24 protein-coding genes are annotated in these 25,655 nt (G+C 68.6%); 12 read left to right on the forward strand and 12 right to left on the reverse strand.

The window, feature by feature from the left end; translation table 11 throughout:
- The coding region (locus TBIF_RS21720; protein WP_439654253.1) for a DUF3093 domain-containing protein at nt 1–517 on the reverse strand (517 nt) is incomplete at its 3' end.
- 37 nt (nt 518–554) lie between these two features.
- Between TBIF_RS21720 and dut the strand changes: the two genes are divergently transcribed.
- Both dut and TBIF_RS21730 read left to right on the forward strand, forming a co-directional pair.
- Complete coding sequence (gene dut, locus TBIF_RS21725; RefSeq protein ID WP_038172361.1) at nt 555–1,073, forward strand: dUTP diphosphatase; 519 nt, start codon at nt 555–557, stop codon at nt 1,071–1,073.
- A complete protein-coding gene (locus TBIF_RS21730) occupies nt 1,070–1,975 on the forward strand; it encodes a DUF3710 domain-containing protein (RefSeq protein WP_051461715.1) in 906 nt (301 codons plus the stop codon). The genes dut and TBIF_RS21730 overlap by 4 nt, the downstream gene beginning before the upstream one ends.
- Nucleotide 1,976: 1 nt before the next feature.
- Here the strand turns inward: TBIF_RS21730 and TBIF_RS21735 are convergent, their stop codons facing one another.
- The gene (locus TBIF_RS21735; protein ID WP_024796849.1) at nt 1,977–2,684 is read right to left on the reverse strand and encodes an alpha/beta fold hydrolase; all 708 of its coding nucleotides are present in this window, start codon (nt 2,682–2,684) and stop codon (nt 1,977–1,979) included.
- Nucleotides 2,685–2,787: 103 nt separating this feature from the next.
- Between TBIF_RS21735 and TBIF_RS21740 the strand changes: the two genes are divergently transcribed.
- Nucleotides 2,788–3,165, forward strand: a complete 378-nt coding sequence (locus TBIF_RS21740) for an OB-fold nucleic acid binding domain-containing protein (RefSeq protein ID WP_024796850.1) — start codon at nt 2,788–2,790, stop codon at nt 3,163–3,165.
- A 55-nt stretch (nt 3,166–3,220) separates the two neighbouring features.
- Nucleotides 3,221–3,907 (forward strand): DUF3159 domain-containing protein, encoded by a 687-nt coding sequence (locus tag TBIF_RS21745; RefSeq protein WP_024796851.1) that lies wholly within the window; start codon nt 3,221–3,223, stop codon nt 3,905–3,907.
- Here the strand turns inward: TBIF_RS21745 and TBIF_RS21750 are convergent.
- Nucleotides 3,862–4,545, reverse strand: a complete 684-nt coding sequence (locus TBIF_RS21750) for a potassium channel family protein (RefSeq protein ID WP_024796852.1) — start codon at nt 4,543–4,545, stop codon at nt 3,862–3,864. The genes TBIF_RS21745 and TBIF_RS21750 overlap by 46 nt on opposite strands.
- A gap of 15 nt (nt 4,546–4,560) precedes the next feature.
- Nucleotides 4,561–5,226, reverse strand: coding sequence for a potassium channel family protein (locus TBIF_RS21755; RefSeq protein WP_024796853.1), 666 nt, complete (start codon nt 5,224–5,226; stop codon nt 4,561–4,563).
- Nucleotides 5,227–5,399: 173 nt separating this feature from the next.
- Here TBIF_RS21755 and TBIF_RS21760 point away from each other — a divergent pair, with 173 nt between their 5' ends.
- From TBIF_RS21760 to dxs, 3 genes are all read left to right on the forward strand, one after another.
- On the forward strand, nt 5,400–7,406 hold the full coding sequence (locus TBIF_RS21760; RefSeq protein WP_024796854.1) for an APC family permease: 2,007 nt from the start codon (nt 5,400–5,402) through the stop codon (nt 7,404–7,406).
- On the forward strand, nt 7,403–8,668 hold the full coding sequence (locus tag TBIF_RS21765; protein ID WP_024796855.1) for a class I SAM-dependent RNA methyltransferase: 1,266 nt from the start codon (nt 7,403–7,405) through the stop codon (nt 8,666–8,668). Before TBIF_RS21760 ends, TBIF_RS21765 begins: the two co-directional genes overlap by 4 nt.
- 81 nt (nt 8,669–8,749) lie before the next feature.
- The gene (dxs, locus tag TBIF_RS21770; RefSeq protein WP_024796856.1) at nt 8,750–10,696 is read left to right on the forward strand and encodes a 1-deoxy-D-xylulose-5-phosphate synthase; all 1,947 of its coding nucleotides are present in this window, start codon (nt 8,750–8,752) and stop codon (nt 10,694–10,696) included.
- Between the two features lie 6 nt (nt 10,697–10,702).
- Here dxs and TBIF_RS21775 read toward each other — a convergent pair whose 3' ends face one another.
- Both TBIF_RS21775 and TBIF_RS21780 read right to left on the reverse strand, forming a co-directional pair.
- The gene (locus TBIF_RS21775; protein WP_084611849.1) at nt 10,703–11,998 is read right to left on the reverse strand and encodes a ribonuclease D; all 1,296 of its coding nucleotides are present in this window, start codon (nt 11,996–11,998) and stop codon (nt 10,703–10,705) included.
- Between the two features lie 10 nt (nt 11,999–12,008).
- Nucleotides 12,009–13,418: a WS/DGAT/MGAT family O-acyltransferase gene (locus TBIF_RS21780; RefSeq protein ID WP_024796858.1), complete on the reverse strand. Its 1,410-nt coding sequence runs from the start codon at nt 13,416–13,418 to the stop codon at nt 12,009–12,011.
- A gap of 130 nt (nt 13,419–13,548) precedes the next feature.
- Here TBIF_RS21780 and TBIF_RS21785 point away from each other — a divergent pair, with 130 nt between their 5' ends.
- The gene (locus TBIF_RS21785) at nt 13,549–14,808 is read left to right on the forward strand and encodes an alpha/beta hydrolase (protein ID WP_024796859.1); all 1,260 of its coding nucleotides are present in this window, start codon (nt 13,549–13,551) and stop codon (nt 14,806–14,808) included.
- On the opposite strand, the gene TBIF_RS21790 is transcribed toward TBIF_RS21785, so the two are convergent.
- Nucleotides 14,777–15,328, reverse strand: coding sequence for a DUF3000 domain-containing protein (locus tag TBIF_RS21790; protein ID WP_024796860.1), 552 nt, complete (start codon nt 15,326–15,328; stop codon nt 14,777–14,779). The genes TBIF_RS21785 and TBIF_RS21790 overlap by 32 nt on opposite strands.
- A gap of 197 nt (nt 15,329–15,525) precedes the next feature.
- On the opposite strand from TBIF_RS21790, the gene hemE reads away from it, so the two are divergent.
- From hemE to hemQ, 3 genes are read left to right on the forward strand one after another with little or no spacing between them, the layout of a single operon-like run.
- Complete coding sequence (gene hemE, locus TBIF_RS21795; protein WP_024796861.1) at nt 15,526–16,608, forward strand: uroporphyrinogen decarboxylase; 1,083 nt, start codon at nt 15,526–15,528, stop codon at nt 16,606–16,608.
- Nucleotides 16,605–18,002, forward strand: a complete 1,398-nt coding sequence (locus TBIF_RS21800) for a protoporphyrinogen oxidase (RefSeq protein WP_024796862.1) — start codon at nt 16,605–16,607, stop codon at nt 18,000–18,002. Before hemE ends, TBIF_RS21800 begins: the two co-directional genes overlap by 4 nt.
- A gap of 21 nt (nt 18,003–18,023) precedes the next feature.
- Nucleotides 18,024–18,719 carry a hydrogen peroxide-dependent heme synthase gene (hemQ, locus tag TBIF_RS21805; protein ID WP_024796863.1) on the forward strand — a complete coding sequence of 232 codons (696 nt, stop codon included), beginning with the start codon at nt 18,024–18,026 and terminating at the stop codon, nt 18,717–18,719.
- A gap of 58 nt (nt 18,720–18,777) precedes the next feature.
- Here the strand turns inward: hemQ and msrB are convergent, their stop codons facing one another.
- The 4 genes from msrB to TBIF_RS21825 all read right to left on the reverse strand — a co-directional run bounded on the left by msrB (nt 18,778) and on the right by TBIF_RS21825 (nt 22,910).
- Nucleotides 18,778–19,188 (reverse strand): peptide-methionine (R)-S-oxide reductase MsrB, encoded by a 411-nt coding sequence (gene msrB / locus TBIF_RS21810; protein ID WP_038172371.1) that lies wholly within the window; start codon nt 19,186–19,188, stop codon nt 18,778–18,780.
- Nucleotides 19,185–20,450, reverse strand: a complete 1,266-nt coding sequence (locus TBIF_RS21815; protein WP_024796865.1) for a glycosyltransferase family 87 protein — start codon at nt 20,448–20,450, stop codon at nt 19,185–19,187. The genes msrB and TBIF_RS21815 overlap by 4 nt, the downstream gene beginning before the upstream one ends.
- Nucleotides 20,451–20,526: 76 nt before the next feature.
- Nucleotides 20,527–22,119 carry an alpha/beta hydrolase gene (locus tag TBIF_RS21820; RefSeq protein WP_148302365.1) on the reverse strand — a complete coding sequence of 531 codons (1,593 nt, stop codon included), beginning with the start codon at nt 22,117–22,119 and terminating at the stop codon, nt 20,527–20,529.
- 26 nt (nt 22,120–22,145) lie between these two features.
- Entirely contained in the window at nt 22,146–22,910 is a 765-nt protein-coding gene (locus TBIF_RS21825) for a pyrimidine reductase family protein (RefSeq protein WP_024796867.1), read from the reverse strand.
- A 35-nt stretch (nt 22,911–22,945) separates the two neighbouring features.
- On the opposite strand from TBIF_RS21825, the gene zapE reads away from it, so the two are divergent.
- On the forward strand, nt 22,946–23,962 hold the full coding sequence (gene zapE, locus TBIF_RS21830; protein ID WP_024796868.1) for a cell division protein ZapE: 1,017 nt from the start codon (nt 22,946–22,948) through the stop codon (nt 23,960–23,962).
- 1,004 nt (nt 23,963–24,966) lie between these two features.
- On the opposite strand, the gene TBIF_RS21835 is transcribed toward zapE, so the two are convergent.
- Nucleotides 24,967–25,503: a GNAT family N-acetyltransferase gene (locus TBIF_RS21835; protein WP_024796869.1), complete on the reverse strand. Its 537-nt coding sequence runs from the start codon at nt 25,501–25,503 to the stop codon at nt 24,967–24,969.
- Nucleotides 25,504–25,655: the final 152 nt, after the last annotated feature.

The raw sequence follows: 25,655 nt of genomic DNA on the forward strand, positions 1-25,655 counted from the left end.
CGGCCATCAGCTTGTCGGGGTTGCGGCTGCTGACCAGCCAGTACGGCGTCGGGTCGGTCGGATCGTCGAGGACGATGAGCACCATTGTCTTGATCCAGGTGCGCTGCGCGACGAACGCCTCGGGGTCCAGCTGGCGGCCCATCGCGGCGCTGCGGGCCGAGGCCGGCACACTGACCGTTCGGGAGATCGCGGACAGCGGCAGATGCGCGCGGCCCTTGATGTCGAGGGTCCCCAGGGGGCTGCGCGGGTCCGCGTCCGCCGTCGGCTCGTGGCTCACGGAGATCTGCTCACGGCACAGCCACAGGCACGCCGCCGCCGCGACGGGAACCATCGCGACGATGAAGACCCAGGCTGGGACGCCGCGCACGGCTAGCCCGATCTCGTAGCCGATGAGCGCGCCGACGGCCAAAGCGGCTACCCACCACCAGATGGGAATCCACAAACGCTCTGTGTAGGCCACGGTGGTGGCAGCGGGATTGGGCGCAGCGGGCGATCGTGAAGCGTTAGACACGACCACCAGAGTAGTCTGGCCTGCCGTGGCCATTGACAGCGCGATGGGCGTACGCCCCGAAGACAACCAGCAGTCCATTCTCCTCAAGCGTCTCGACAGGGGCCTGCCCCTGCCGCGGCGGGCACATCCAGGCGATGCGGGGGTGGATCTGCATTTGGTGGCGGACGTGACAATCCCGCCCGGTGAGCGTGTGCTGGTGGGCACAGGGGTGTCAATCGCCCTCCCCATGGGCACCGTGGGGTTGATCCATCCACGCTCCGGCCTGGCCGCCAAGAAGGGGCTGTCGGTGGTGAACACCCCCGGGACGGTGGACGCGGGTTACCGTGGTGAGATCAAGGTCTGCCTGATCAACCATGATCGGCATGATGACATCGTGTTGGCACGTGGGGATAGGATCGCGCAGTTGCTGGTGCAGCGCGTGGAGCTGGTGGAGTTCGTCGAGGTCGACGAGCTCGACGAGACCTCGCGCGGGGCCGGCGGATACGGATCGAGCGGCGGCCACGCCGCACTGGCCGGCGGGGCGGATTCGACCTCGGGGTCTTCGACAGGACAGGGAGCGTGACCGTGTTCGGGCGCAAGCGTAAATCTCAGGCGAAGCTGGAGACGGCCGAGGCCGAATCAGTGGTCGACGCACTGGACGGCGAGGACGCGGTCGAGGAGTCCGTGGCCGACAGCCCGGACGACAGCGTGGACGATGTTGCGGAGGATGTCGCGCACGATGGCGCCGACGGCCCGTTCGATTCTGAGCTGGTCTCCAACCTTGACGAGCTCGCCGCGCAGCCGACGATGCTGGATCTCGGCAGCGTCGTAGTGCCGATCCCCGAGGGCGGCCAGATCCAGGTGGACCTCGCCGGCAACGGCTCGGTCAACAATGTCTTCGTGACCGTCGCGGGCGGTCGCATCTCCATGACGGCCTTCGCGGCCCCGAAGTCGGCGGGCCAGTGGCGCGACGTGGTCGGGGAGCTGTCGGAGTCCCTGCGCGGCGAGGGCGCGACGGTGTCGGTGACCACCGGCCCATGGGGCCGCGAGGTGCTCGGCTCCTCCGCCGGCGGCGATCTGCGCTTCATCGGCGTGGACGGCCCGCGGTGGATGCTGCGCTGTGTCGCGGTCGGAGCCAAGGGCCTGGTCGAGCCGGACAGCGAGTTCAGCGAGTTGGCGCGGGAGGTGGTTCGCGGGACCGTCGTGCGCCGCGGCAGCGAGCCGCTGCCGGCCCGGTCCCCGCTCACCATCACGTTGCCGGAGGTGCTCGCCACTCAGCTCGAGGGCGCTCGGGAGCAGCAGATGGCCCAACACCAGCAGGAGCAGCAGCGATTGGCCCTGCAGCAGCTCGCGCAGCAACAGCAGGCCATGAGCCAGGCCCTGCGCGGCGACCCGGCCCCCACGCCGACGGCGCCGGCGGCCCCCGAGCAGCCGCGGCAGAACCCCAACGGCTCCGCCATGCAGCAGCTGCGCAACAAGCCGTAGGTCAGCGGGGGAGCGCCGCCAGCGCGCGTAGGCCCGCCACGGAGAGCACCGCGGGGTCTGCGCCCAGGTCCGCCAGCCGCACCGATTCCAGGCGGGCGCACGGGAGTGCCGCGAGCCAGGCCTCGGCCGTCGCGATGGGGTGCAGCGGATCATCCTCGACGGCGACCAACGCCACCGGCGACCGCAGGGTCGCGAGCTCCGCGAGAGTGGGCCCGACATGCGTGGCCGCCGCGTCCATCGATCCCGGGAGCCCGGGCCAGAGTGCGCGCCAGGATCGCTCCAGCTCGTCGGCCAACCAGCGGGGCGAGCCTGACCGCATCGTCGCGATAGTGGCCTCGAGCCCGTCCGCCCGCAGTAGCCCCGCGGTGTAGCGGGCGCTGGCCGCGGCGGGGGAGTCCGCGGCCTCGCCCGACCATGCCGGCAGGGCGGCGACGACGGCAGCGACCTGACGCTGGTGTTCGCACGCCCAGGAGATCGCGACCATGGCGCCGATCGACACCCCGCCAACGATAAGCCGGTGATGCTCGGCGGCGGCCTCCGCGAGAGCCTCCAGATAGCTCTCGACCAGCCTGCCCGGATCGGGTTGTACGGCGATAACTTGCAGGTCAAGACTGTTTGCCAAGGGGCCCAACGCGCGGCTGATGAAGTCGGCGTCAGACCCGGTGCCGGGCAGGAGCACGGCGGCGGTGGGCCGGGGTCGGGAGGTCATTTCTCGATACTGCACGGTCTGGTGGCTTAAGCCCCCACTCGGGTCTACTGTGGCGATGCAAGGCGGGTTCGCCCGCACATCCGAGTGCTTTCAGGAGCGCACCATGGCCACCGCGGCTTCCAACTACTTTCGTCGACTCTCGAAGCGGCTCACCGAGGACATCGACGAGCTCGATTCCGAGGAGATGGCCACTGCGATCAAGACCGCCGGCGCGCAGCGGGCCCGCGACTGTGCGCATGGCGAGGAGATCACCATGCTCGGTCGGCTGCGGTCGGTCGAGATCGGGTCCAAGGCGGGCGGGTGCGCCATGGAGGCGGAGCTGTGGGACGGCAGCGCGGCCGTCACCTTGGTGTGGCTGGGCCGCCGGCGCATCCCCGGCATCGAGTCCGGCACCACGATCTTGGTGCGTGGACGGCTGGGGGAGCGGGACGGCAAGAAGGTCTTGTACAACCCGTACTACGAGCTGCAGGGCGATCGCTGACCCTGGTATGAAAGCCGCCGCCGCCGCCTAGGCATGGCTGTGGCACCCTCGTGGGGTGACCGAGGAGAAGCAGGAATCGTTACTGGAGCAAATCGGCGGGGTCTCGGGGTTGGTCTACTCGTCCCTGCCGATCCTCGTGTTCGTGCCCGTGAACGCGATCTGGGACCTGAAGGTGGCGCTGTACGCCGCGCTCGGGGTGGCCGCCGCGATTTTGATCTGGCGGATTGCGGTCGGCGGCAAGCTGGCCCCGGCCATCTCTGGATTCATCGGGGTCGGCATCTCCGCGTATATCGCGCACCGCACCGGCTCCGCGAAGGGCTATTTCCTCTTCGGCATCTACACGAGCCTCGCCTATGGTGGCGTGTTCTTACTCTCAGTCCTCGTCCGCTGGCCCCTCGTCGGGGTCATCTGGAACGGCATCAACGGCAGCGCCCGAGCGTGGCGCAAGGAGCGCGTCGCAGTCCGCGCCTACGACCTGGCGACGCTGTGCTGGGCCCTGGTGTTCGGCGCGCGCTACCTGGTCCAGTCCTCGCTGTATGAGGCGGACAGCACCGGTTGGCTGGCTGTCGCGAGGATCGCGATGGGGTGGCCCTTGGCCGCCGTCGCGATGCTGGCGACCTTCCTCGCGATCCGGCGCGTGGACCGGTACTTCCGCGCGCTAGACGAGAAGGAGCAGCTCGATGGGGGGCCGGGCGATCAGTTGGACTCGACCGACTCTGCCGGCGCCAACCCGAGTGCCTGACGCAGCTGGTCCTCGACCTCCACGGAGGTGACGAACAGGAGCTCGTCGCCGCCCTCGATGGGGTCGTCCGGCGTGGGCACGATGACCCGCGCACCGCGCAAGATGGTCACCAGCGCGACGTCGCGCGGCAGCGCCAGGCGGCGGACCGGCTTGCCTGCTAGGGCAGTGTCCTCAGGCAGCGTGATCTCCACGAGGTTCGCCTTGCTCTGCCGGAAGGTCATGAGGCGGACCAGGTCCCCAATGGTGACGGCCTCCTCGACGAGCGAGGCGATCATCTGCGGGGTGGACACGGCGACGTCCACGCCCCAGGACTCGTCGAAGAGCCACTCGTTGACCGGGTCGTTCACCCGCGCCACCACCCGGCGCACCGCGAATTCGATCTTGGCGAGCAGGCTGACCACGAGGTTGGCCTTATCGTCACCGGTGGCGGCGATCATCACGTCGACGTTCTGCAGCTCCGCCTCTTCGAGGCTGTCCAACTCGCACGCGTCGGCGTGGACCCAGCGGGCCCGAGGCAGCAACTCGGGCAGGAAGTTCGCGGCGTTGCGCTCGATGACCATGACGGTGTGCCCGCTGATCAACAATTCCTTGGCGATGGCGAGGCCCACGGAGCCAGCTCCTGCGATGGCGATTCTCACGATGAATTCCTGACTTCAGATATCGGTGGGGGGCGGGGCCTCGGACAGCGCGACTGCCTCCGCCACGCGGCCGGAGATGGCGGCGACGAACACCTGGTCGTCGGCCTGCAGCACGGTGCGGGCGTCGGGCAGCAAGCCCGCACCGACCCGGACCAGGAACGCGACGCGGGAGCCGGTGGCGGCCTCCAAGTCGCTGAGCCGGCGGCCGTACCACTCCTCGTGCGGGTTCAGGGCGACGATGGCGACACTGCCGGAGGGATCCCGCCAGCGGTCGGGGGTGGTGTCGTGGATGAGCGTGTGCAGAAGTCGATCGGTGGTCCAGGGGACGGTGGCGACGGTGGGGATGCCGAGTCGCTCGAAGACCTGGGCCCGCTTGGCGTCGTAGATTCGGGCGATGACGCGGTCCACGCCGAAGATCTCGCTGGCGATCCGGGCGCCGATGATGTTCGAGTTATCCCCGGAGGTGATGGCCGCGAAGGCGCCAGCGCGCTCGATCCCCGCGCGGACCAGCACGTCGCGGTGATAGCCGTTGCCGATGATGCGCTCGCACGGGAAGTCCGAGCCGAGCCGGTCGAAGGCGTGGGGATCAATGTCGATGACGGCGACGTCGTGCCCGATCCGGTATAGCGATTCGGAGAGCGCGGCGCCGACGCGCCCGCAACCCATGACTACGACATGCACTGCGCGAGTCCTTCCAGACGGTTCGGTGAGTGAGCGGGGTGGTGGGAGGCAAGGGATCCCGTGCCATTGAACCTAGTGGAATGTACGCCAACTTTCGGCCGTTCCCGACGCGGGCGCCGTGGGTTCCGGGGATCAGATGGCGTCGCCCATCCAAGGGGCATACGCTGGCCCGAGTGTCTAAGATGTCCACGGCCGCAAAGCGGCTGATACTGGGTAGGCCATTTCGCAGCGACAGGCTCGGTGAGACTTTGCTGCCGAAGCGCATCGCGCTGCCCGTTTTCGCATCGGATGCGATGTCGTCGGTGGCCTACGCGCCGGAGGAGATCTTCCTAGTCCTCTCCGTCGCCGGCATCTCGGCCTACGCGTACACGACATGGATCGGTCTGGCGGTCGCGATCGTCATGGTCGTGGTCGTCGCCAGCTACCGCCAGAACGTGCACGCCTATCCGTCCGGCGGCGGGGACTTCGAGGTGGCCACCGCGAACCTCGGCCCCAACGCGGGCCTGACGGTAGGCGCCGCGCTTTTGGTGGACTACGTGCTCACGGTGGCGGTCTCGATCGCGGCTGCGGCGTCGAATATCGGCTCCGCGGTGCCGTTCGTCGCCGAGCACAAGGTGCTGTTCGCGGTGTCCGCCATCGCGATCCTGGCGGCGGTGAACCTGCGCGGCATCCGGGAGGCCGGGGCCGCGTTCGCCATCCCCACCTACCTGTTCATCGGCTCGGTCGGCATCATGCTGATCTGGGGGCTATTCGACATCTTCGTGCTGGGCACCGACCTGAAGGCCGAATCGGCGGGCTTCGAGATGAAGGCGGAGAACACCGACCTCTACGGCGTCGCGCTGATCTTCCTGATCGCCCGTGCCTTTTCGTCCGGCTGCGCCGCGCTGACCGGGGTGGAGGCGATCAGCAACGGCGTGCCGGCCTTCCGCAAGCCGAAGTCCCGTAACGCCGCGACCACGCTTCTGCTGCTTGGCGGCATCGCGATCGTGCTGCTGATGGGCATCATCATCCTGGCCGAGAAGACCGGGGTGAAGATCGCGGAGAACCCGGCCCACCAGCTCATCGGGGCGCCAGCGGGCTACGAGCAGAAGACGATGATCGCGCAGCTCGCGGAGACCATCTTCGCCGGCTTCCCCATCGGGTTCTACTTCATCACCATCGTGACCGCCTTGATCCTGGTGCTGGCCGCGAACACCGCCTTCAACGGCTTCCCCGTCCTGGCGTCGGTGCTGGCGCAGAGTAGCTACCTGCCACGCCAGCTGCACACCCGTGGCGACCGCCTGGCCTTCAGCAACGGCATCCTGTTCCTGGCGCTGGCCGCGATCGGATTCGTCATCGCCTTCGGGGCGCAGGTCACCTCGCTGATCCAGCTCTACATCGTCGGCGTCTTCATCTCCTTCACACTGAGCCAGGCGAGCATGGTCCTGCACTGGGGGAAGCTGCTCAAGGGCGATCTGGACACCACCGACCGGCGGAAGATGAAGCGCGCGCGGATCATCAACTGGGTCGGACTAGTAATGACCGGCACCGTCCTGACCATCGTGTTGGTGACGAAGTTCCTTGCCGGGGCGTGGATCGCGATCGTCCTGATGGCGGTGCTATTCGTGCTGATGAAGGGGATTCGCCGGCACTACGATTCGGTCGCCGTCGAGCTTGAGAGCGCGGACTGGGATGGCATCCTGCCCAGTCGCACCCACTCGGTGGTGTTGGTCTCCAAGCTGCACAAGCCGACTCTGCGGGCCCTGGCCTATGCCCGGGCGACGCGGCCGGACACGCTCGAGGCGGTGACCGTGAATGTGGACGATCCCGACACCCGCGCTCTCGTGCGAGAGTGGGAGAACAGCGACATCACGGTGCCGCTGAAGGTCATTGAGTCGCCGTATCGTGAGATCACCCGGCCCGTGCTGGAATACGTTAAGCGGCTCCGCAACGACTCCCCGCGCGATGTCGTAATGGTATTCATCCCCGAGTACGTGGTGGGCCGATGGTGGGAGCAGGTGCTCCACAACCAGAGCGCGCTCCGGCTGAAGAGTCGGTTGTTGTTCCAGCGTGGTGTGATTGTGGCCAGCGTGCCCTGGCAGCTGGAGTCGTCGGCGCTGGCGCGTTCTAGGCACCGGGGCGCAAGCGCGCCAGGCGCGATGCGTCGTGGTATCACCGGAGAATTTGAGGCGGATAAATGAGTTTGGACTGGACCGGACGAGTGCTCGAGCTCGAGGTCGACAAGGTCGGGCATGGCGGGATTTTCGTCGCCCGCAGCGAGGGCCGCGTGGTGTTCGTGCGCCACACCCTGCCCGGGGAGCGCATCCGGGCCGTCGTCACCGAGGACCGGGGCGGCTCGTTCTGCCGCGCGGACACAGTCGAGGTGCTCGAGGCCTCCCCGGACCGCATTTCGCCGTTGTGCCCGGTCTCCGGACCGCAGGGCGCGGGTTGCTGCGACTTCTCCCATGTGCGGCCGGAGGCGCAGCGGCGGCTCAAGGAGGACGTGCTGGCCGAGCAGCTCGAGCGGATCGCCAAGCTCCCCCAGCGTGTGGCCGTCGAGGCCCTGCCCGGCGCGGAGACTGCCGGCTGGCGCACGCGGGTGCGGTTGGCCGTCGACAAGGCCGGGCGCCCGGGCTACCGGCGCTACCGCAGCAACGAGGTGATCGCCGATCTGCGCTGCCCGCAGGTCGCGCCGGGTGTGCTCGACGGCCTGGACGACACCGTGTGGGCCGCGGACTCCGAGCTGCTCGTGGTGCGCGATGACGATGGCAAGCGCCACATCGTGGAGATCGACGCGCCCGCGGCGCCGAAGAAGGCGCATCGGGACAAGGGCCGCCGCGGGGCGCACGCGCGCCGTACGGCCAAGAGCGCACCCCGGGTTGAGCGCATCGCCGAGGGCACCGGCATCACGGTGCAGCGGGTCGACGGGCAGCTGTGGCACCTGGCGGCGACCGACTTCTGGCAAGCCCACCATCAGGCCCCGGCGGCGTATTCCGCGTTGGTCTCGGAGTGGGCGAGCCTGCAGCCGGGCGAGAGCGCCTGGGATCTCTACGGCGGGGTCGGGGTCTTCGCCGCCCACCTGGCCGGCCAGGTGGGCGAGACCGGCCATGTGGACGTGGTCGAGTCCGCCGCCCAGTCCGTCATCGATGGCAAGCTGTCTCTGGCCGAACTGCCGCAGGTGTACTTCCACACCGGCCGCGTCGAGCGGCTGATCCCCGACCTGCTGGCCGAGCCCGCCCTCGCGCTGCTGGACCCACCCCGTGCAGGCGCCGGCAAAGAGGTCATCGCGGCACTGGCCGCCCGGGAGGTGCCGCGGATCATCCACATCGGCTGCGATCCGGCGTCCTTCGCCCGTGACCTCTCGCTTTACGCTGAGCACGGCTACACGGTGGCGGAACTGCGGGCTTTCGACGCGTTCCCGATGACCCACCACCTGGAGAGCTTCGCACTTCTGACACGGTGAGTCGGCGTCCCTGGGCATTCTGGCCCAGTACATACGTAAACTAGACCGAACTACGTGCGACGGATGGAAGGAACGGCAGAGATGGGCGTGCTCGACCGCGTTCAAGAACCCGCTGACCTGCGTCGGCTCACCACAGCCGAGATGGCTGATTTGGCGACCGAGATTCGGGAATTCCTGATCCAACAAGTGGCCGCCACCGGCGGACACCTCGGCCCCAACCTCGGCGTGGTTGAACTCACTTTGGCGCTGCACCGCTGTTTCGACTCGCCGCGGGACCCGATCATCTTCGACACCGGACATCAGTCCTACGTCCACAAGATCCTGACCGGCCGCAAGGACCTGTTCCCGACGCTGCGTCAGCGCGGCGGGCTCTCGGGCTACCCGGACCGCGCCGAGAGCGAGCATGACTGGGTCGAGTCCAGCCATGCCTCCGCCTCGCTGTCCTATGCCGACGGGTTGGCGAAGGCCTTCGCGATCACCGGCCAGCACGACCGCACGGTTATCGCGGTCGTCGGCGACGGCGCGCTGACCGGCGGGCTGTGCTGGGAGGCGCTGAACAACATCGCGGAGGGGACCGAACGCTCCCTCATCGTGGTGGTCAACGACAACGGCCGCTCGTACTCCCCGACGATCGGCGGGCTGGCCGAGCACTTGGCGGCGCTGCGTCTGCAGCCCGGCTACGAGCGGGCGCTCGAGTCCGCCCGCAAGCTCGTCCGCAGCACCCCGGTCGTCGGCGAGGCGGCGTACACGCTGCTGCACGGCGTGAAGTCGGGACTCAAGGACGCCATGAGCCCGCAGGTGCTGTTCACGGATCTCGGGCTCAAGTACATGGGCCCGGTCGACGGCCATGATCTGCAGGCGATGGAATTGGCGCTGCGCCGGGCCAAGGAGTTCGGTGGCCCCGTCATCGTGCATGCCGTGACCTGCAAGGGCCGGGGTTTCGCGCCCGCAGAGAACGATGAGGCCGACCAGATGCACGCCACCGGTGTCATCGACCCGGTTACCGGCATCCCCAAGAGCCAGCCTGAGCGGGACTGGACCTCGGTGTTCTCCGCCCAGCTCATCGCCCGCGCGGAGGAGCGCCCCGACATCGTCGCCATCACCGCGGCAATGGCCGGCCCCACGGGCCTGGCGGCCTTCGGGCAGCGTTTCCCGGACCGCTTCTTCGACGTCGGCATCGCGGAGCAGCACGCGGTGGCCTCCGCGTCGGGCCTGGCGCTCGGGGGGCTGCACCCGGTGGTGGCGATTTACTCCACGTTCCTCAACCGCGCGTTCGACCAGCTGCTCATGGATGTGGCCCTGCTCAAGCAGCCGGTCACCCTGGTGCTGGACCGCTCCGGTGTGACCGGCTCCGATGGCGCCTCGCACAACGGCATGTGGGACATGTCGCTGATGGGCATCGTCCCGGGGATGAGGGTCGCCGCGCCGCGGGACGGCCAGGCGTTGCGCGAGCAGCTGGACGAGGCGCTCGACGTCGACGACGGCCCAACGGCCGTGCGCTTCCCGAAGGGTGCGGTGCCCGCCCCCATCCCCGCTCTCGAGAGGATCGGGACGGTGGATGTGCTGGCGCGCTCCGCGGCGTCAGGCCTGGCCGCGGACGTCCTCATCGTCACCGTCGGGCCGTTCGCGGAGGTCGGCCTAGCCGCCGCGGATCGGCTTCGTCTGCAAGGGATCTCGGCTACCGTGGTCGACCCGCGCTGGGTCCTGCCGGTGCCGGAGCCCCTCATCGACCTCGCCCGCCAGCACTCGCTCGTGGTCACCATCGAGGACGGCGGGGTGCACGGCGGTATCGGCTCGACCGTGTCCGCGGCCCTGCGCGCCGCTGGGGTCTACACCCCGGCCCGCGATGTCGGCGTGCCCCAGGAATTCCTGCAGCACGCCTCCCGCGGGGAGATTCTCGCCGAGATCGGCATCACCCCGGAGAGGATCGCCCGCGACATCACCGAGTGGGTCGCCGCGCTGGACTCGGCCGACGGCGCAGGCGTGCTGGACCCGGCGCAACTTGGCGGCGAGGCCAGCACGGCCTAGGCACGTCTAGCTGGCAGGCTCCGCAGGGACGGGTGCGGTGAATGCGGTGACGAGGGCGGGCGTGACCAGCGCACGCTGCCACTCGCGCGCTTGGCCCGCGATCAGGGCCTCCTGCACGGCTGCAGTCCACTCGTCCGCGGTCCGGTCCTCCGCAGAGACGTCGGCGGTGGTCTGGAGGCCCTCCCAGCACAGCTCCCGCAGCAGCTTGGGGGACAGCAGGTTCTCCGCGGGGATGGCTACCTGCTCGCTCACTGCCGCCAGCTCCTTGCGCGCTGTGCTCAGCCGGTGGGCCGCCTCCGGCCGGTGCTGGGACCAGCGATTGGGCGCCGGAATGCCGCCGACAGGCTTGAGCGTGGGCAGTTCCCTCGTGGGCAGAGCTCGTGCGCGGGCGAGGGCGTCGAGCCACAGTCCCGAGCGGCGCTTCTGGCGCGGACCGCCAAAGACCTTGAGCGCCTGCAGTTCCGCGGCTGTCTTCGGATCTGCCACCGCGGCGGCGACGATCGCGGAGTCGGGGAGCACGCGGCCGGGGGCGCGGTCGATCTGGGCCGCCACCTCATCGCGGGCGAGCCACAGCTCGCGCACCGCGGCGAGCTGCCGGGCGCCGCGGGCATTGTGGATATCGGACGTGCGGCGCCACCGGTCGGGCTTGGGGCCGGGCGGGGGGCTGATGCGGATGTGTTCGAACTCTTGGGCCGCCCAGTCTGCTTTGCCCTGGCTGGCTAGATCGGCGTCGATCGCGTCCCGCAACTCCAGCAGCACCTCGACGTCCAGCGCGGCGTAGTTCAGCCAATTATCGGGTAGGGGACGGGTGGACCAGTCGGCGGCGCCATGGCCCTTGGCGAGCGAGAGGCCGAGCTGGTGCTCCACCATCGCGGCCAGGTTGACCCGCGGCAGGTTGGCCAGCCGACCGGCCAGCTCGGTGTCGTAGAGGCGGGCGGGCCGCAACCCGAGCTCCGCGAGGCAGGGCAGGTCCTGGTCCGCGGAGTGCAGTACCCACTCGAGGGGGTTGATGACCTCGGCGAGCAGTTGCAGGGTGCCGGTGGTCGTGGGGTCCAGCAGCGCAGAGCCGGAGCCAGCACGCCGCAGCTGGATCAGGTACGCGCGGTTGGAATAGCGATAGCCCGATGCACGCTCGGTGTCGACGGCCAGGGGACCGGTGCCGCCAGCGATCCGACGAGCCAACGCCGCCACGTCCTCCGCTGACTCGAGGACGGCCGGTACTCCCTCGCGGGGCTCCGTCAGCGGGGTCGGGGCGGCAGGCTCGGGAGTTTCAGACACGAGGGCTTCAGGCGAGACATCCATAGCGGTCAGACTATGTGGTCACGTTCTCGGCAGTCGCCTTGGCCGCCACCACAAGTTCGTCGAGGGCTCCGGTCATCGCATTCGCCAACTCCCATAGGTCCGGGCTGAGCTCACGGCAGGCGATGAGCCCGATGTTGAGCTTGCCGGCGAGGGACATCACCGTGATGTTCAAGCCGGCGCCGTGGAAGACGGGGCCCAGCGGATACATCCCGTCGATCTTCGCGCCCAGGTAATACAGCGGGAAGGGCGGGCCGGGGACGTTGGAGATCACGAGGTTGTGGATCACGGGGTGCTTCTCGGCCAGCCGCAGGCTCGAGTAGGCGCGCATCGCGACGGCGAAAGTGCTGGGGCCGGCGAACTGCGCCCAGTCCTGCATCAGGGAGGCGCTGAGGGCGTCCTTGTGCTCTTTGGAGATGTCCGTGTGCTCGGCGATGTAGGCGAGGCGCTCCTGCGGGTCCGCGATGTTGGTGGCGAGGTCGGTGAACATGCCGGTCACCTGGTTAGTGCCGCCCCGGTCGGATTTGCCGTGCACCGAGACCGGGATCATGGCGATGAGCGGCTGTTCCGGCAGCTCGTCGTTGTTGTCCAGGTACTCCCGCAGCGCGCCGGAGACCATGGCCATCACGACGTCGTTGACCTTCGTGCCGAACGTGTTCTTGACCAGCTTGACGTCTTCGAGCTCTACCTGGGTGTAGGCGATCGCCCGGTTGCCGGTGATGGTGGCGTTGAAGGAGGTGCGCGGGGCGCTGAACGGCACGGGCATGGCGCGGCCCTGGCGGGAGCGGGTGATCCAGCGCGGCACGATGGCGATTGTGCTGGGCAGGATCTGGAGCAGGCGCAGGGGGCGAGTGGCGAAGCTCAGGATGCCATCGGCGGCCATCGCGAGGGTGCCGGGGCGGCCCACCTTCTGGGCGACGGATGTGGGATCGAGCGGCGGGAGCTCAGGGGTGAGGCTGCACAGCTGCGACATCATGTCAGCGCCGCCGACGCCGTCGACGGTGGCGTGGTGCATCTTCGACATGATCGCGACCTTGCCGTCGGCCAGGCCCTCGATGACCCACATCTCCCACAGCGGCCGCGTGCGGTTCAGCGGCCGGCCAGCGATGTCCGCGCACATCTCGGACAGTTCCTCCCGGCCGCCGGGGGTCGGGACTCCAATGCGGTGGAAGTGGTGCTCGATGTTGAAGTCGTCGGCGTCGACCCACACGGGGTGGTCGAGGTTGAGGAACGAGTCCTGGAGCTTGCGCCGGAACCCGGGCATCGCCAGGACCCGGTTGTTCAGCTCCGCTCGCATCTTCTTGAAGCTGTAACCACCCTCGACCGTGTTCGGATCGACCACAATGAGGCCGCAGACGTGCATGAGCTGGGAGGGGGTCTCGAGGTAAAGGAAGCTGGCATCGAGTCCGCTGAGTCTTTCCATGGTGCTGATCGTAAGGGTTTGCCGCAATAGTGTTCACGCATTGCGGAGACTGTGAGAGTAGTGGTGGTCACATGTCCGAATCTGCGCACCGCCACGTCGCGAGGCTCGCGATGATCGCTAGTGTGGCGGGATGGGAACACGCACAGGGCGGGATAGCTATGTATGGCGGCAGTTGGGTCTGGCCGCGCTGGCGGGGAATGTGACCAGGCCATTGCCTGGGTACTCGACCTCGGTGGTGTCCTTCTTCGGCGGCTGGTTGGCGGGGGAGTTGGCACCCCAGATGCTGGCGGTGCTGGCGGCGGACAACGCGGTGCACGTCGCCCGGCATGGCGTGCGCACCCCGGCGGACAAGATCGGGCTGGGCCTCGCGGCCGTTGCCGGCGTCGGCCTGGCGGCCTCGATTGCGGTGAGCGCCAAGGCGGGCCAGGCCATGCGCCAGGCGCTCGACGAGTCGCTGGGCGCGGAGGAGATGCGCAGACTCGACGAGGAGCTGGGCCCTGTCACCGTCGCAGCCCCGTGGCCGACACTGCTGAACCCGTTCAAGATGGGCAAGCCCGGTGTGGTGCGGCAGCGGAACCTGACCTACGGCGACGGCGGCCGCCGGTCCCGCCTCGACATCTACCGCAACGAGGAGGCCCGCGGCGGCGCGCCCATCCTGCTGCAGGTTCATGGCGGGGGCTGGACTATCGGTAATAAGGACCAGCAGGGTATTCCGCTGATGCAGGAGATGGCGGCTCGCGGCTGGGTCTGCGCCTCCATCAACTATCCGCTCTCGCCCAAGGCCCGGTGGCCAGAGCACCTGATCGCGGTGAAGCAGGCTATCGCCTGGCTGCGCGAGCATGCCGAGGAGTACGGGGCGGACCCGAGTTTCATCGCGGTCACGGGCGGTTCCGCGGGCGGGCACCTGACGGCCATGGCGGGCCTGACGGCGAACGACCCCGCGCTGCAGCCGGGGTTTGAGGGCTCGGACACCTCGGTGCAGGCGCTGGTCCCGCACTACGGCGTGTACGACTTCACCGGCGACACAGGCATCAAGTTGACGCTGCAGCGGGTCAAGTCTGGGCTGAGCGCCTTTGTGCTGGGCAAGAACGCGAAATTCCCCGAGGACTATCGGGCGGCCTCACCGATCGACCAGGTGCATGCGGATGTGGCGCCGTTCCTCATCATCCACGGCAGCTTCGACTCGCTGGTCCCGGTGGCGGAGGCGCGGGAGTTCGCCGCTCGCCTGCGGGCGGTCTCGACGTCGCCGGTGGCCTATGCGGAGATCCCGGGCGCGCAGCACGCCTTCGATGTGTTCCCGTCGGTGCGCAGTATCCAGGTGGTCCAGCAGGTCGCCCGATTCCTGGAGTGGGCGGTGCTCAAGAGCGGCCGCGAGCTCCCAAGTCGGTGACGCCGACGGGGGGGAGCCCCGCGGCGTTGGCGAGCAGATCGCAGAAGGCCTGCACGTGGACGCCCATGTCCTGGTCGCCCTCCACCCGTGGCGTCCACGAGGCGCGCAACTCCAGCTGGTAGCCGCGCGGCGGGCCCGCGATGTCGCCGTACCGGACTGAGGTGGTGGCGGTGACGGTCCCGCCGAGCGCGGTCATGGCGGCGCCGCGGGCCTCGAGGGCCTCGGTGAGCCAGCTCCACGCGACCTCGGGCAGCAGCGTGTCGGACGCGACGGACTCGTCGAGATCTGCCTGGATGTATGCGACTAGCCGGAAGGTGCCGTCCCAGGCCTCGTCGCCCTGTGGGTCGTACAAAAGGATAAGCCGTCCGAACGCGTCGCCCTCGGACTGCTCCGGGACATTCCCGTGGGTCGAGCCGGAGCGCGCCACCTCGGCGCCTATCGCGTAGCTGAACGGGGCCAGGCGTTGGGGCGGCCGGATGGGGCCGATCTCGATTTCCCGTCGGACAGACGCAGCATTCATCGCGTCTACCGAGGTGCGAAAGTTGGCAGGCTCAGCCTGCGCAGCCGGGTTGGTCACAGCTTTGGACGCTAGACCCCAGCCGTCGCCCCGGCTGGTAGGCGCGCCGTCCGGCATGCTCGCGTCTTGGAGTTCGGTAGCCTGTGGCAGTGCCGCCGGGTAGGCGGTGCCGAAACCACCTTGACGCTGATGGATGGATCATGACTAACGCACCGATCGATCGCCCCGCCGCCCCCGCCGGACGGCGGGACCTGCCCGATGCGCCACTGTTGGCGGCCGCCAATGGCCGCGCACCCAGCCGTCGGCCGGTCTGGTTCATGCGCCAGGCGGGGCGCTCGCTGCCTGAGTACCTCGACCTGCGCGTCGGCACCGGGATGCTCGAATCCTGCTTCACGCCCGACCTGGTGACCGAGATCACGATGCAGCCGGTCCGCCGTCACGACGTGGACGCCGCGATCCTGTTCTCCGACATCGTCGTCCCGCTCAAGGCCGCGGGCGTAGACCTCGACATCGTCGCTGGCACCGGGCCGGTTGTCGCGAACCCCATCCGCACCACCGCCGACGTGCTGGCGCTGCCGCGCCTGGACACCGAACAGGTCGCGCCGATCGCCGAGGCCGTCCGGCTACTGACCGGCGAGCTGGGCCAGACCCCGCTCATCGGCTTCGCCGGCGCGCCGTTCACGCTGGCGTCCTACCTCGTGGAGGGCGGTCCCAGCCGTAACCACGAGCACACCAAGGCGCTCATGCACTCCGACCGGGCCACCTGGCACGAGCTGATGGGCCGGCTCGCCGACAACACCATCACCTTCCTGCAGGCGCAGGTCGACGCGGGCGTCGACGCCATCCAGGTCTTCGACTCCTGGGCGGGGACCCTCTCGCCGGTGGACTACCGCGAATTCGTCAAGCCCCACACCGAGCGGGTACTCGCCGCAATGGCGGACGCCGGCATCCCGCGCATCCACTTCGGCGTCGGCACTGGCGAGCTCCTGCCGGACATGGCGGACGTCGGCGTCGAGGTCATCGGTGTTGACTGGCGGGTGCCGCTGGACACCGCTGTCGAACGTGTCGGCCCCGGCCTCGTGCTGCAGGGCAACCTGGACCCGGCCGTCCTGTTCGCGGACTGGGACACCATCGAAGTGGAGGCCCGGCGCGTCATGGACGAGGCGGACCGCGCGCTGGCGGCCGGCGCCACCGGCCACATCTTCAACCTGGGCCACGGCGTCCTGCCGGCCACCAACCCGGACATGCTCACCAGGCTCGTCTCTCTCATTCACGAGTCGTGAGCCAGGGCGTTCGCATCGCGGTAGTCGGTGGCGGCGTGACGGGTCTGTCCGCCGCCCACCGGCTCCGCACACTGTTGGGGCCGACGGCCGAGATTCTCGTGCTAGAGGCCGCCGACCGGACGGGCGGCAAGATCCGCACCGTCGACCTCGCCGGCCACCGCATGGACGTGGGCGCCGAGGCATTCCTGGCCAGGCGCCCGGAAATGCCGCTGTTGCTGGCCGAGCTGGGCTTGGCCGGAGCAGTGGGCGAGCGCGGGGAGCTGGTGCACCCGTCTGGGTTGCCCTCGCTGATCCGGTCGGGGGCCGCCGCACATCCGATGCCGCAGCACACGCTGATGGGCATCCCCGCCTCGGCGGCGGGCCTCGGCGCGCTGGTCGGTCCAGACACCCGCGCGCGGATCGCGGCGGAGCGGACGCGGCCGCTGGAATGGGCGGCGGGCGACGACACCGACGTCGCATCGCTGGTCTCCGATCGGTTCGGCGCCGAGGTCACCCGCAATTGCGTCGATCCGCTGCTGGGCGGGGTGTACTCCGGATCCGCCGCGACGATCGGCGTGCGGGCGGCGCTGCCGACCCTGGCGGCGGCGCTCGACGCGGGCGCAGCCAGCCTGGGCGAGGCCGTCGAGCGCGCGTTGCCGCAGTCCCGGCCTGGACCGGTGTTCGGCGCCGTGCGTGGCGGCTACGACGTCCTCCTGCGAGCGCTCGAGGCCGCAGCCGCCGCTGAGATCCGCCTCAGCACAAGGGCTAGCGGGCTGACGCCGTCGGGCGATGGCTGGTGGTTGGACCCCGTCGGGCAGGTTGACGCGGTGATCTTGGCCGTGCCCGCCCCGGAACTGGCCACGCTTTTGGGACGCAACGCTGTGCCGGCCGCCGCGGCGGCCGCCAGTATCGAGCTCGCCTCCTCGGCGGTGGTTGCGCTGGCATTGCCACCGGACGCACCGCTGCCGCGAAACTCCGGCATGCTCGTGGCGACCGGCGAGTCCACCCACGCGAAGGCCTGCACGCTGTCGAGCCGTAAATGGCCGAGCTTGGGCGGGCCCGATTCTCAACTGTTGCGGATGTCGTTCGGCCGGTATGGGCAGGAGGACGTCGTGGACCTGCCCGACGCGCAGCTGATCGCGCTGGCGATCGAGGACCTGCGCACGATGTTCGGGGTCACGGGCACACCCCTGGACGCTGTTGTGCAGCGCTGGCACGACGGACTGCCCCAGTATGGCCCGGGGCACGACGGGAAGGTCGCTGCGATCGAGTCCGGGGTCGCTGCGCTGCCCGGCCTGGCGGTGGCCGGTGCGCTGCTGCGCGGCGTCGGAGTCCCCGCCTGTGTGGCTGGCGGAAGGGCCGCGGCGGAGCAAATCGTGGCTAAAGTCACAGGCAGGGCCGCGGGCAGGGTCTGAAGTGGTGGCACTATTGACGCCATGGCCAAACTTGATTTTGAGAAATTGAACTCGACTGTGCGCTACATGATGATCTCGGTGTTCCAGATCGCGCCCGGAGTGCTGGGCGAGGATCGCGCGGATGCGATCGCGGAGGCCGAGGCCTTTTTCGCCGGGCTTGAGGACAAGGACGTGGCCCTGCGCGGGATCTACAACGTCGCCGGGCTGCGCGCCGACGCGGACTGGATGATGTGGACCCACGCCGAGTCCATCGAGGCTCTGCAGGCCGCGTACGCGGACGTGCGCCGCAAGACGGCCCTGGGCCGCGCGAGCATGCCGGTGTGGAGCAACGTCGCCGTGCACCGTCCGGCGGAGTTCAACAAGAGCCACATCCCGGCGTTCATCGCGGGTGAGGAGCCGGGCGCGTACATCTGCGTGTACCCGTTCGTCCGGTCCTTGGAGTGGTACCTGCTGCCCGACGCCGATCGTCGCAAGATGCTCGCCGACCACGGCAAGGAGGCACGGCCCTACCCGAACGTGCGCGCGAACACCGTGCCCGCGTTCGCGCTCGGCGACTACGAGTGGATCCTGGCCTTCGAGGGCCCGGAGCTGCACGACATCGTCGACCTCATGCGGGACCTGCGCGCCACCGAGGCCCGCAGGCACGTGCGCGAGGAGGTCCCGTTCTTCACCGGGCCGCGTGTGAGCCCGGCAGTGCTGATCGAGTCGCTGCCGTAAGTCCGTGGGAATGAGTTCGGCCCCGTCGCTGATGCGACGGGGCCGAACTGCTGTGGGACTAGCCCTCCACGAGCCGCATGCTGATCGAGTTGATGCAGTACCGCTGATCGGTGGGCGTCGGGTAGCCCTCGCCCTCGAAGACATGGCCCAGGTGGCTGTGGCAACGCTTGCACAGCACCTCGATCCGCTGCGCGCCCAAGGAGTTGTCCGGCCGCAGGATTACCGCGTCTGAGTTGGCCGGGTCGAAGAAGGACGGCCAGCCGCAATCCGAGTGGAACTTCTCGGTGCTGCGGAACAGCTCCGCAGAGCAGGCGCGGCACTGATAGACGCCGGGCTCGCTCGTGTCGGTGTATTCGCCGACGAACGGGCGCTCGGTGCCGGCCTGGCGCAGCACCTGGAACTCGGCGGGGGTGAGGCGCTCGTGCCACTGTTCGGGGGTCAGGGTGAAGTCTGGCTGCGTGTCGGTCATGACCCCACGGTAGTGCCGCTGGGCGCTGTTTGCACAGGCGCGGCCTGCGGTGCGGCGACCCACAGGGGATCTATGCCCCCGTCGAGCCGGCCCTGCGCGCGGGCCACCAGGTATCGGTTGATCAGGACGGTGGCCATCACGATGATCAGCAGGCCCCAGCCGAAGGTGCCGCGCAGGTACTGGAATGTCTCGCCGCTGACGGGGAAGCGGGTGGAGTACCAGCTGTCGAAGCTGAGGAACAGGTACCCGGCCACCCAGGCGGGCCAGTTGCGGATCAGGGAGTTCTTGAGCACGACGGTCATCAGTAGCGGGAACAGCAGCATCGAGTAGTACTGCTGCCCAAGAGAAGTGAGCAGGAAGGTCGCGGTCAGCAGCAGCCCTGAGCCCGTGCAGAGGAAGAACAGCTGATCGTGCCGGTAGTAGCGGTGCAGGAGGTACAGCGAGACGAGGACCAGCGCGGCGAACCCCAGGCGCAGGATCCACACGATGACCGGGTTCACGCCGTAGTACAGTCCGACGCCGGAGATCGCGCTGTTGAAGTAATCGCGGGTTTCCATTAGGTACGGGACGGTCCGGCGGACGAAGTCCATCGGCTCCACGGTCAGCGGCCACGCGAGGGCAGTGAGCACGACGGGGATGGAGATGGCCCCGACGAACGGCCGCCACTGCTTGTTCAGCAGCGGGAGCAGCAGCAACGGGGCGAGCGTGGGCTTGATGGCGATAGCGAGCCCGATCGGCACACCTGCCCACAGCTGCTTATTGCCGAGCAACAGCGCGATGAACAGGACCTCGAGCAGCAGGATGCAGCCGTTGATGTTGCTGAAGATCAGGGTGTTGGACACCGTCTCGGTGAAGAACATCGCGAACAGCAGGATCGGCGCGGCGGCCGAGCGCAGGCCAAAGCCGAACAGCCGCAACAGGACATAGCCGGCGAGGATCACCGCGATCGCGTTCAAGGAGATAAATGCCCACCGCGACCACTCGTAGTTGATCAGGCCGATGGGGGAGATCAACAGGGTGCCGCTGGGCGGGTAGAGGTAGTGCGGCTCTACCGAGTCGAAGTTGCCGACATAGATCGGCAGCCGCTCGATGAAGCGCCGAGCGGCGTCATAGACCGGCGCAAAATCGTTGGTTCGGCTGCCGTCCACGGCGAGCACGAACACCCGATGGATGACGGTCAGCACCGCGATCGGCCACAGCACGACCTTGATCACGTCGCTGTTGGACCGTGCGGTCTGCGGGAGGAATCTCAGGAGCTGCACCCGCTGACGGTATCGTGGATCAGGTATTTATCGAACTGGACACCCCGCCCAACGCCATTCTGGTGTCCATCCCAGTTCAGGCCGGACATGCGGTGCGCAGCGTCGGCAGAGCGCCCTCCGCGAGGTACTTCACCACCTCAGTGGCCGCGCACTCCGAGTTCCACATGGCACCATGGCCGACACCGGCCCAGGACACCACCGTGCTCTTCGTGCCGGTCCGGTCCAGCGCCGCAGTGACGGTGTCGGCGCTGCCCGCGCCCACCACCGGGTCTGCCGCGCCGGACAGGATCAACACCGGGATGGGGACCTGGTTCGGGGCGGGCGGCGGCTCGTGCGAGGGCCAGGCCGAGCAGGTGAGCATTCGCACCGCCGAGTCCGCGCCGAATTGCGGATACTGCGCCTGCCACTTTGTTTGCGCCGCCGCCGACTGCTCGGGGGTAGCGGCCGGGGGCGCGTCGCTGCAGGACGCGGTGAACTGGCCGTCGGTGATGGCGACGGTGGCCGCCAGGGCGCCGACAGCGTCGGGGTTGCCGGCTAGGGCGTCGGACAGCAGTCGGCCGAGCTGCGTCGCGCGCACTTCCCACGGCTGGTCGGCCGCGGCGACCGACTGCCGGATCCGGCTGAGCACCGCGCCGACGGAGAGGCTGGGGATCTCGCCGCGGCGGACCTTCGCGAGCAGTTCGTCGATCCGCGCGGCCGGATCGGGGCCCAAGCCGCAGTCTGCTGCGGCGCACAGCTGCACCAACGCCGCCAATGCGGCCTGGTCTGCCTGCGCTCGGCCCTCGGCGATCTGCTGGGCGTCCGCGTCGACGCTCGCGGGGGAGTCGAGGATGAGCCTGGAGAGGGCATCCGGCAGCTCGGTCGCATAGGTCAGCGCCACCCGGGATCCGCTGCCCACCGCGAGGATCGCCAGCCGCTCGACGCCCCACGCCTGGCGGAGCGTGTCGAGGTCGGCCGCAGCATGCCGGGCATCCTGTTGGGTGATCGACGGGCGCAGCATGTCGGTGCACGCCACCGTCGCCTCCGAGACAACGCCCATCATGTCCTCCGCCCGCGCAGTGGGGTCGACGGTGCGCCCGGCCGCCTCGGTGAGACGGGTGCGATCGGTAGTTGTCAGGCAATCCGGATTCGTGCCGACGCCTAAGCCGCGGCGATCCACCGCGACGACCGGGTACTGATCGAGCAGTCCCGAGCGAGGTCCCGTCGCGAGCACGGCCAGCGAGGTCGTCGACGGCTGGTCTGCCCCGGCGGTGAGGACCAGCGGCGGCGCGTCGGCCGGCGTGGCGGCGGTGCTCGCCCGCATCACGTCGATGTTGGTGCTCGCGGGGGTGGTGTCCGGGTCGAGCTCACCCCGCAGCGTGGCGCACTCGAGCGTCAGTCCTCCGGGCCCCGGCGGAAGTCCCAGCTCGGTAAGGGTTCTCGCGGTGCAATCGCGCCAGCTGAGCTCCTCCGTTGGCACCTCCATCGGGGGCACCGTCTCCGCGGCCGGCGGGGTGGACTCGTCGACCACTCCGCCCGACTGCCCGGAGACCGCGATATCGGGCCGCAGCGACGGTCCGGCCGCGCAGGCGGAGGCGACCGCCGCCGTCAAGGACAGGAGGCTGATCGTCCGCACTAGCCGGTTACCGCCCCAGATTCTCACGTCGCTGTTCTTCACGTGGCTCTTCACGGGGCCAGCCTGCCAGGCTCGGCTGCTCACGTGGTGGCCCGGTCTCTGACCCAGCGGCCGAGGAGGGAGCCGTCATCGTCCTGGAGCAGGTGGGCCTGGCGCATGCGGTGGAACACGCTCCTGCCGGAGACCGCGATGCGCGGGGAGTCGCCCGCGGTGAGCAGGGGACTGATGGTCAGGCACAGCTCGTCGACGGCGTCATGCTCCAGGATGTCGCCGAACAGGCGCGGGCCGCCCTCGCAGAGCACGCGGCCGAGCCCTTGCGCAGTGAGCGACGCGAGCACCGCGGACAGGTCGACGCGAGCACTATCCGCGCGATGCACCACCGCACCCGCCGCGGCCAACGCCGCGACATCGGCCTCGGATGCGGACGCGCTGGTGAAGACGATGGTGGGCGCCTCGGCCTCGGCGAACACCCGCGATTGGGGGTCGAGCTTGGCGCTGGCCGTGACAATCGCGATGGGTGGCACCGGGCCCTGCCCATCCTGGACGCGGCGCTCTCTTTGCGCGGCAGAAACCTTCACCCCGCCATAACCTTCTGTGCGTACTGTCCCGGCTCCCACCAACACCACATCCGCGAGGTCGCGGAGAGTGCCGAACACCAGCCGATCGCCGGGACCGCCCAGGGCCCCAGACCGGCCGCCAGCGGAAATCGCGCCGTCCAGGGTGGACACGAAATTGACGCGCAGCCATGGTCGGCCGTCGGCAGGATAGGCGTAGAGGTGGTGCAGCTGATCCATGGACACAGAGTCTGCAAATGTGAGGTCGGTCGCATTATCTAGACGGCGCATAATGAAGATCTCACCACGTCGTTAGGCTGCTGTGCATGTTAAAACATCTCGTCGACATCAACCCGGTGGTCCCATCGGATCAGTTGATTGGCCAACTTGTGCCGCCAGCCATGTTCGATGAGGTCAGTTTCGCCTCCTACATTCCAGACCCGGAACAGCCGTCGCAGTCGGCCGCAGTCGCTGCCGCTGAGGCGTTCGGGACGACGGTCACCAAGGCGAAGGCCGGCAAGCGGGGATTGTTCGGCCGCAAGTCCAAGGCCGAGGGCTTCGGGCTGTACCTCGATGGCGGATTCGGCGTCGGCAAGACCCACCTCCTCGCGTCGATCTATCACGCGTCGCCGTCGCCTAAGGCGTTTGGCACGTTCGTGGAGCTGACGCACGTCGTGGGCGCGCTTGGTTTCAACAACGCGGTGGAGCAGCTCGCGGACCACAGCGTGCTGTGCATCGATGAGTTCGAGCTGGACGATCCAGGCGACACGATGCTGGTCTCGCGCCTGCTGACCGAGCTGTCGGCCCGCGGAGTCTCCGTGGTGGCGACGTCGAACACCTTGCCTGGCCAGTTAGGCGAGGGCCGTTTCGCGGCGCAAGACTTCCTCCGCGAGATCCGCAAGCTCTCCGGAATCTTCCAGACCCTACGGGTCGACGGACCCGACTACCGGCACCGCGACCTGCCGCCCGCGCCGGATCCCGTGGCCGCCGACGAGATCGAGGCCCTCGCGCAGTCCTGCCCCGACGCCACCTTGGACGATTTCGACTCGCTCTGCGAGCACCTCGCCAAGCTGCACCCCTCCCGCTATAAGAAGCTCGTGGAGGGGGTCAAGGGCGTCTACATCAGCGGTGTGCATCCGGCCCACGACCAGGCCGTGGCGCTGCGCATCGTCGTGTTCGCCGACCGGCTGTATGACGCGGGCATCCCCGTGACCGTCTCCGGTGCCAAGCTTGATGAGATCTTCACCCCGGAGATGGTGGCCGGCGGCTACCGCAAGAAGTACCTCCGGGCCACCTCCCGTTTGCTGGCGCTGTCGCGATTTAATGCGGACCAGGTGAGCTAGCGGTCTCTCCACCCGCGCTCTCCTCGCCGTCCCGGTCTTGTGGCTGGGGCAGGCCTCGAGAGTGGGCGGCAGTGGCGGCGATTTTCGTCCCGTCCAATGCGACCGCGTCGACCTTCGCGCATAGCAGCAGCACTTGGGAGAAGAAGTCGATGAGCACTGTTGTGTTCGCTGCGGAAGCAGGCGATCACTAGCCGGGCGGCCCGGCACGTGAGCGCTGCGTTCTATGGCGGGCGTGCCGCTGGGTGAACGCGGAGGTGTCCATCTGCTCAACCGCTGCCAGGATCTAGTTGGTCCTTGGGAAGCGATTCCCGCATATCAACGTGCCATGGTGCGCCTGGTCAGCACCCCATATTCGGGATATTGACCTGGTAGCTTCGCGATTCAGGAACATGCTTGCGCGGCCCCTACGTTCCGCGGGCATCCGATGCCCGTTTGACCGGGAATCTCGGTGATGAGGACCGGGTTTCGCCCGCTCGTGCGGTCAGACACGGTCCTCGCGCGCTGCCACCTGGGAAAACAGCCGAATAGCTCCATCCGGATTCTCACGAACGGGCACCCGACCTGCGATTGTTGCGGAGGAACGGCCTAAATCCCCCGTTGGCGACGGCTGGCTGGCCGCCACTTCCCGCGCGACCTGGGCTTTTCCTGCGGCACTCGATTTGAGGCGCGTCCACCGGGGGATTTGCGGTGTCCGATGCTCCCTATTGAGGTGATACGGGCGTTGTCTGCCCGCGCAACGTAGGCCCGCGACAGGGCTATCCCCAGAGCTACACGCCGGGCGAACGATGGCGAAACGGCCTATTGAATTCGGCAACAGCCACTTGTGGGCCCGCTATGGCCCAACCGGCCGACGCGTCCGACACGATGATGCCGTACCCGCTGGCCCTGCAGCTGCGGAACCTGCAGACACTGACCGAGCTCAGGTGGAGAAGGCCGCGATCGGAGAGCTCAGCACGTTCCCGGCCCGAGAGAACGCCGGATCGATGGCGATGGCGGCATTCTGGCTAGAGAATCCGCTCCATGGTGAAGTCCTCGTGGATCTCGGAACCGACGAGGAAGCTCTTGACCCCCACGGCCCGGAATCCATTGCGGCGGTAGAAGGCCTGCGCCCGAGAGTTCTGCTGGTTCACACCCAGCCAGATGCCGGCCGCGCCGCGCTCGGCTGACTGCTCGAGGACTGCACGCATTAGGGCGTGGGCAAGGCCGTTGCCGTGCGCGCTCTGCCGAAGATAGAACTTGCTCAGGCAGATCGTCGGGCGGACGGTGAGGGCGGCTCGGACTTCTTCGTCAGACGGCTCGCCCAGGACCACCATTGCGTAGCCGACCGCCTGTGTTCCCTCTGCCGCGAGGAGGATGGATCGGTCTGGATCGGCGAGGTACTCGGCGAAGCTGGCGGGGGAGAGGACGTCGGCGATGAACGAGGCAATGTCCTCCGGGCGCGTATTGGGCGGGCAGGCCAGGGGGAAGGTGTCCGCAGCGAGTGCGGCCAGGGCGTCCGCGTCGCGGGGGCCAGCAAGGATGATGTCGATGCTCTCGGTCATGGGTTCCAGTAGTACACGGGCCTCTGTGGCTGCGACAAAACAGGCCGGGCACCCCTTCGTGGGTGCCCGGCCTGTTTTGTGGTGCGCGATACTGGGATTGAACCAGTGACCTCTTCCGTGTCAGGGAAGCGCTCTCCCGCTGAGCTAATCGC

This window comes from Tomitella biformata AHU 1821 (genome assembly GCF_000524475.1).
Lineage (GTDB): Bacteria > Actinomycetota > Actinomycetes > Mycobacteriales > Mycobacteriaceae > Tomitella > Tomitella biformata.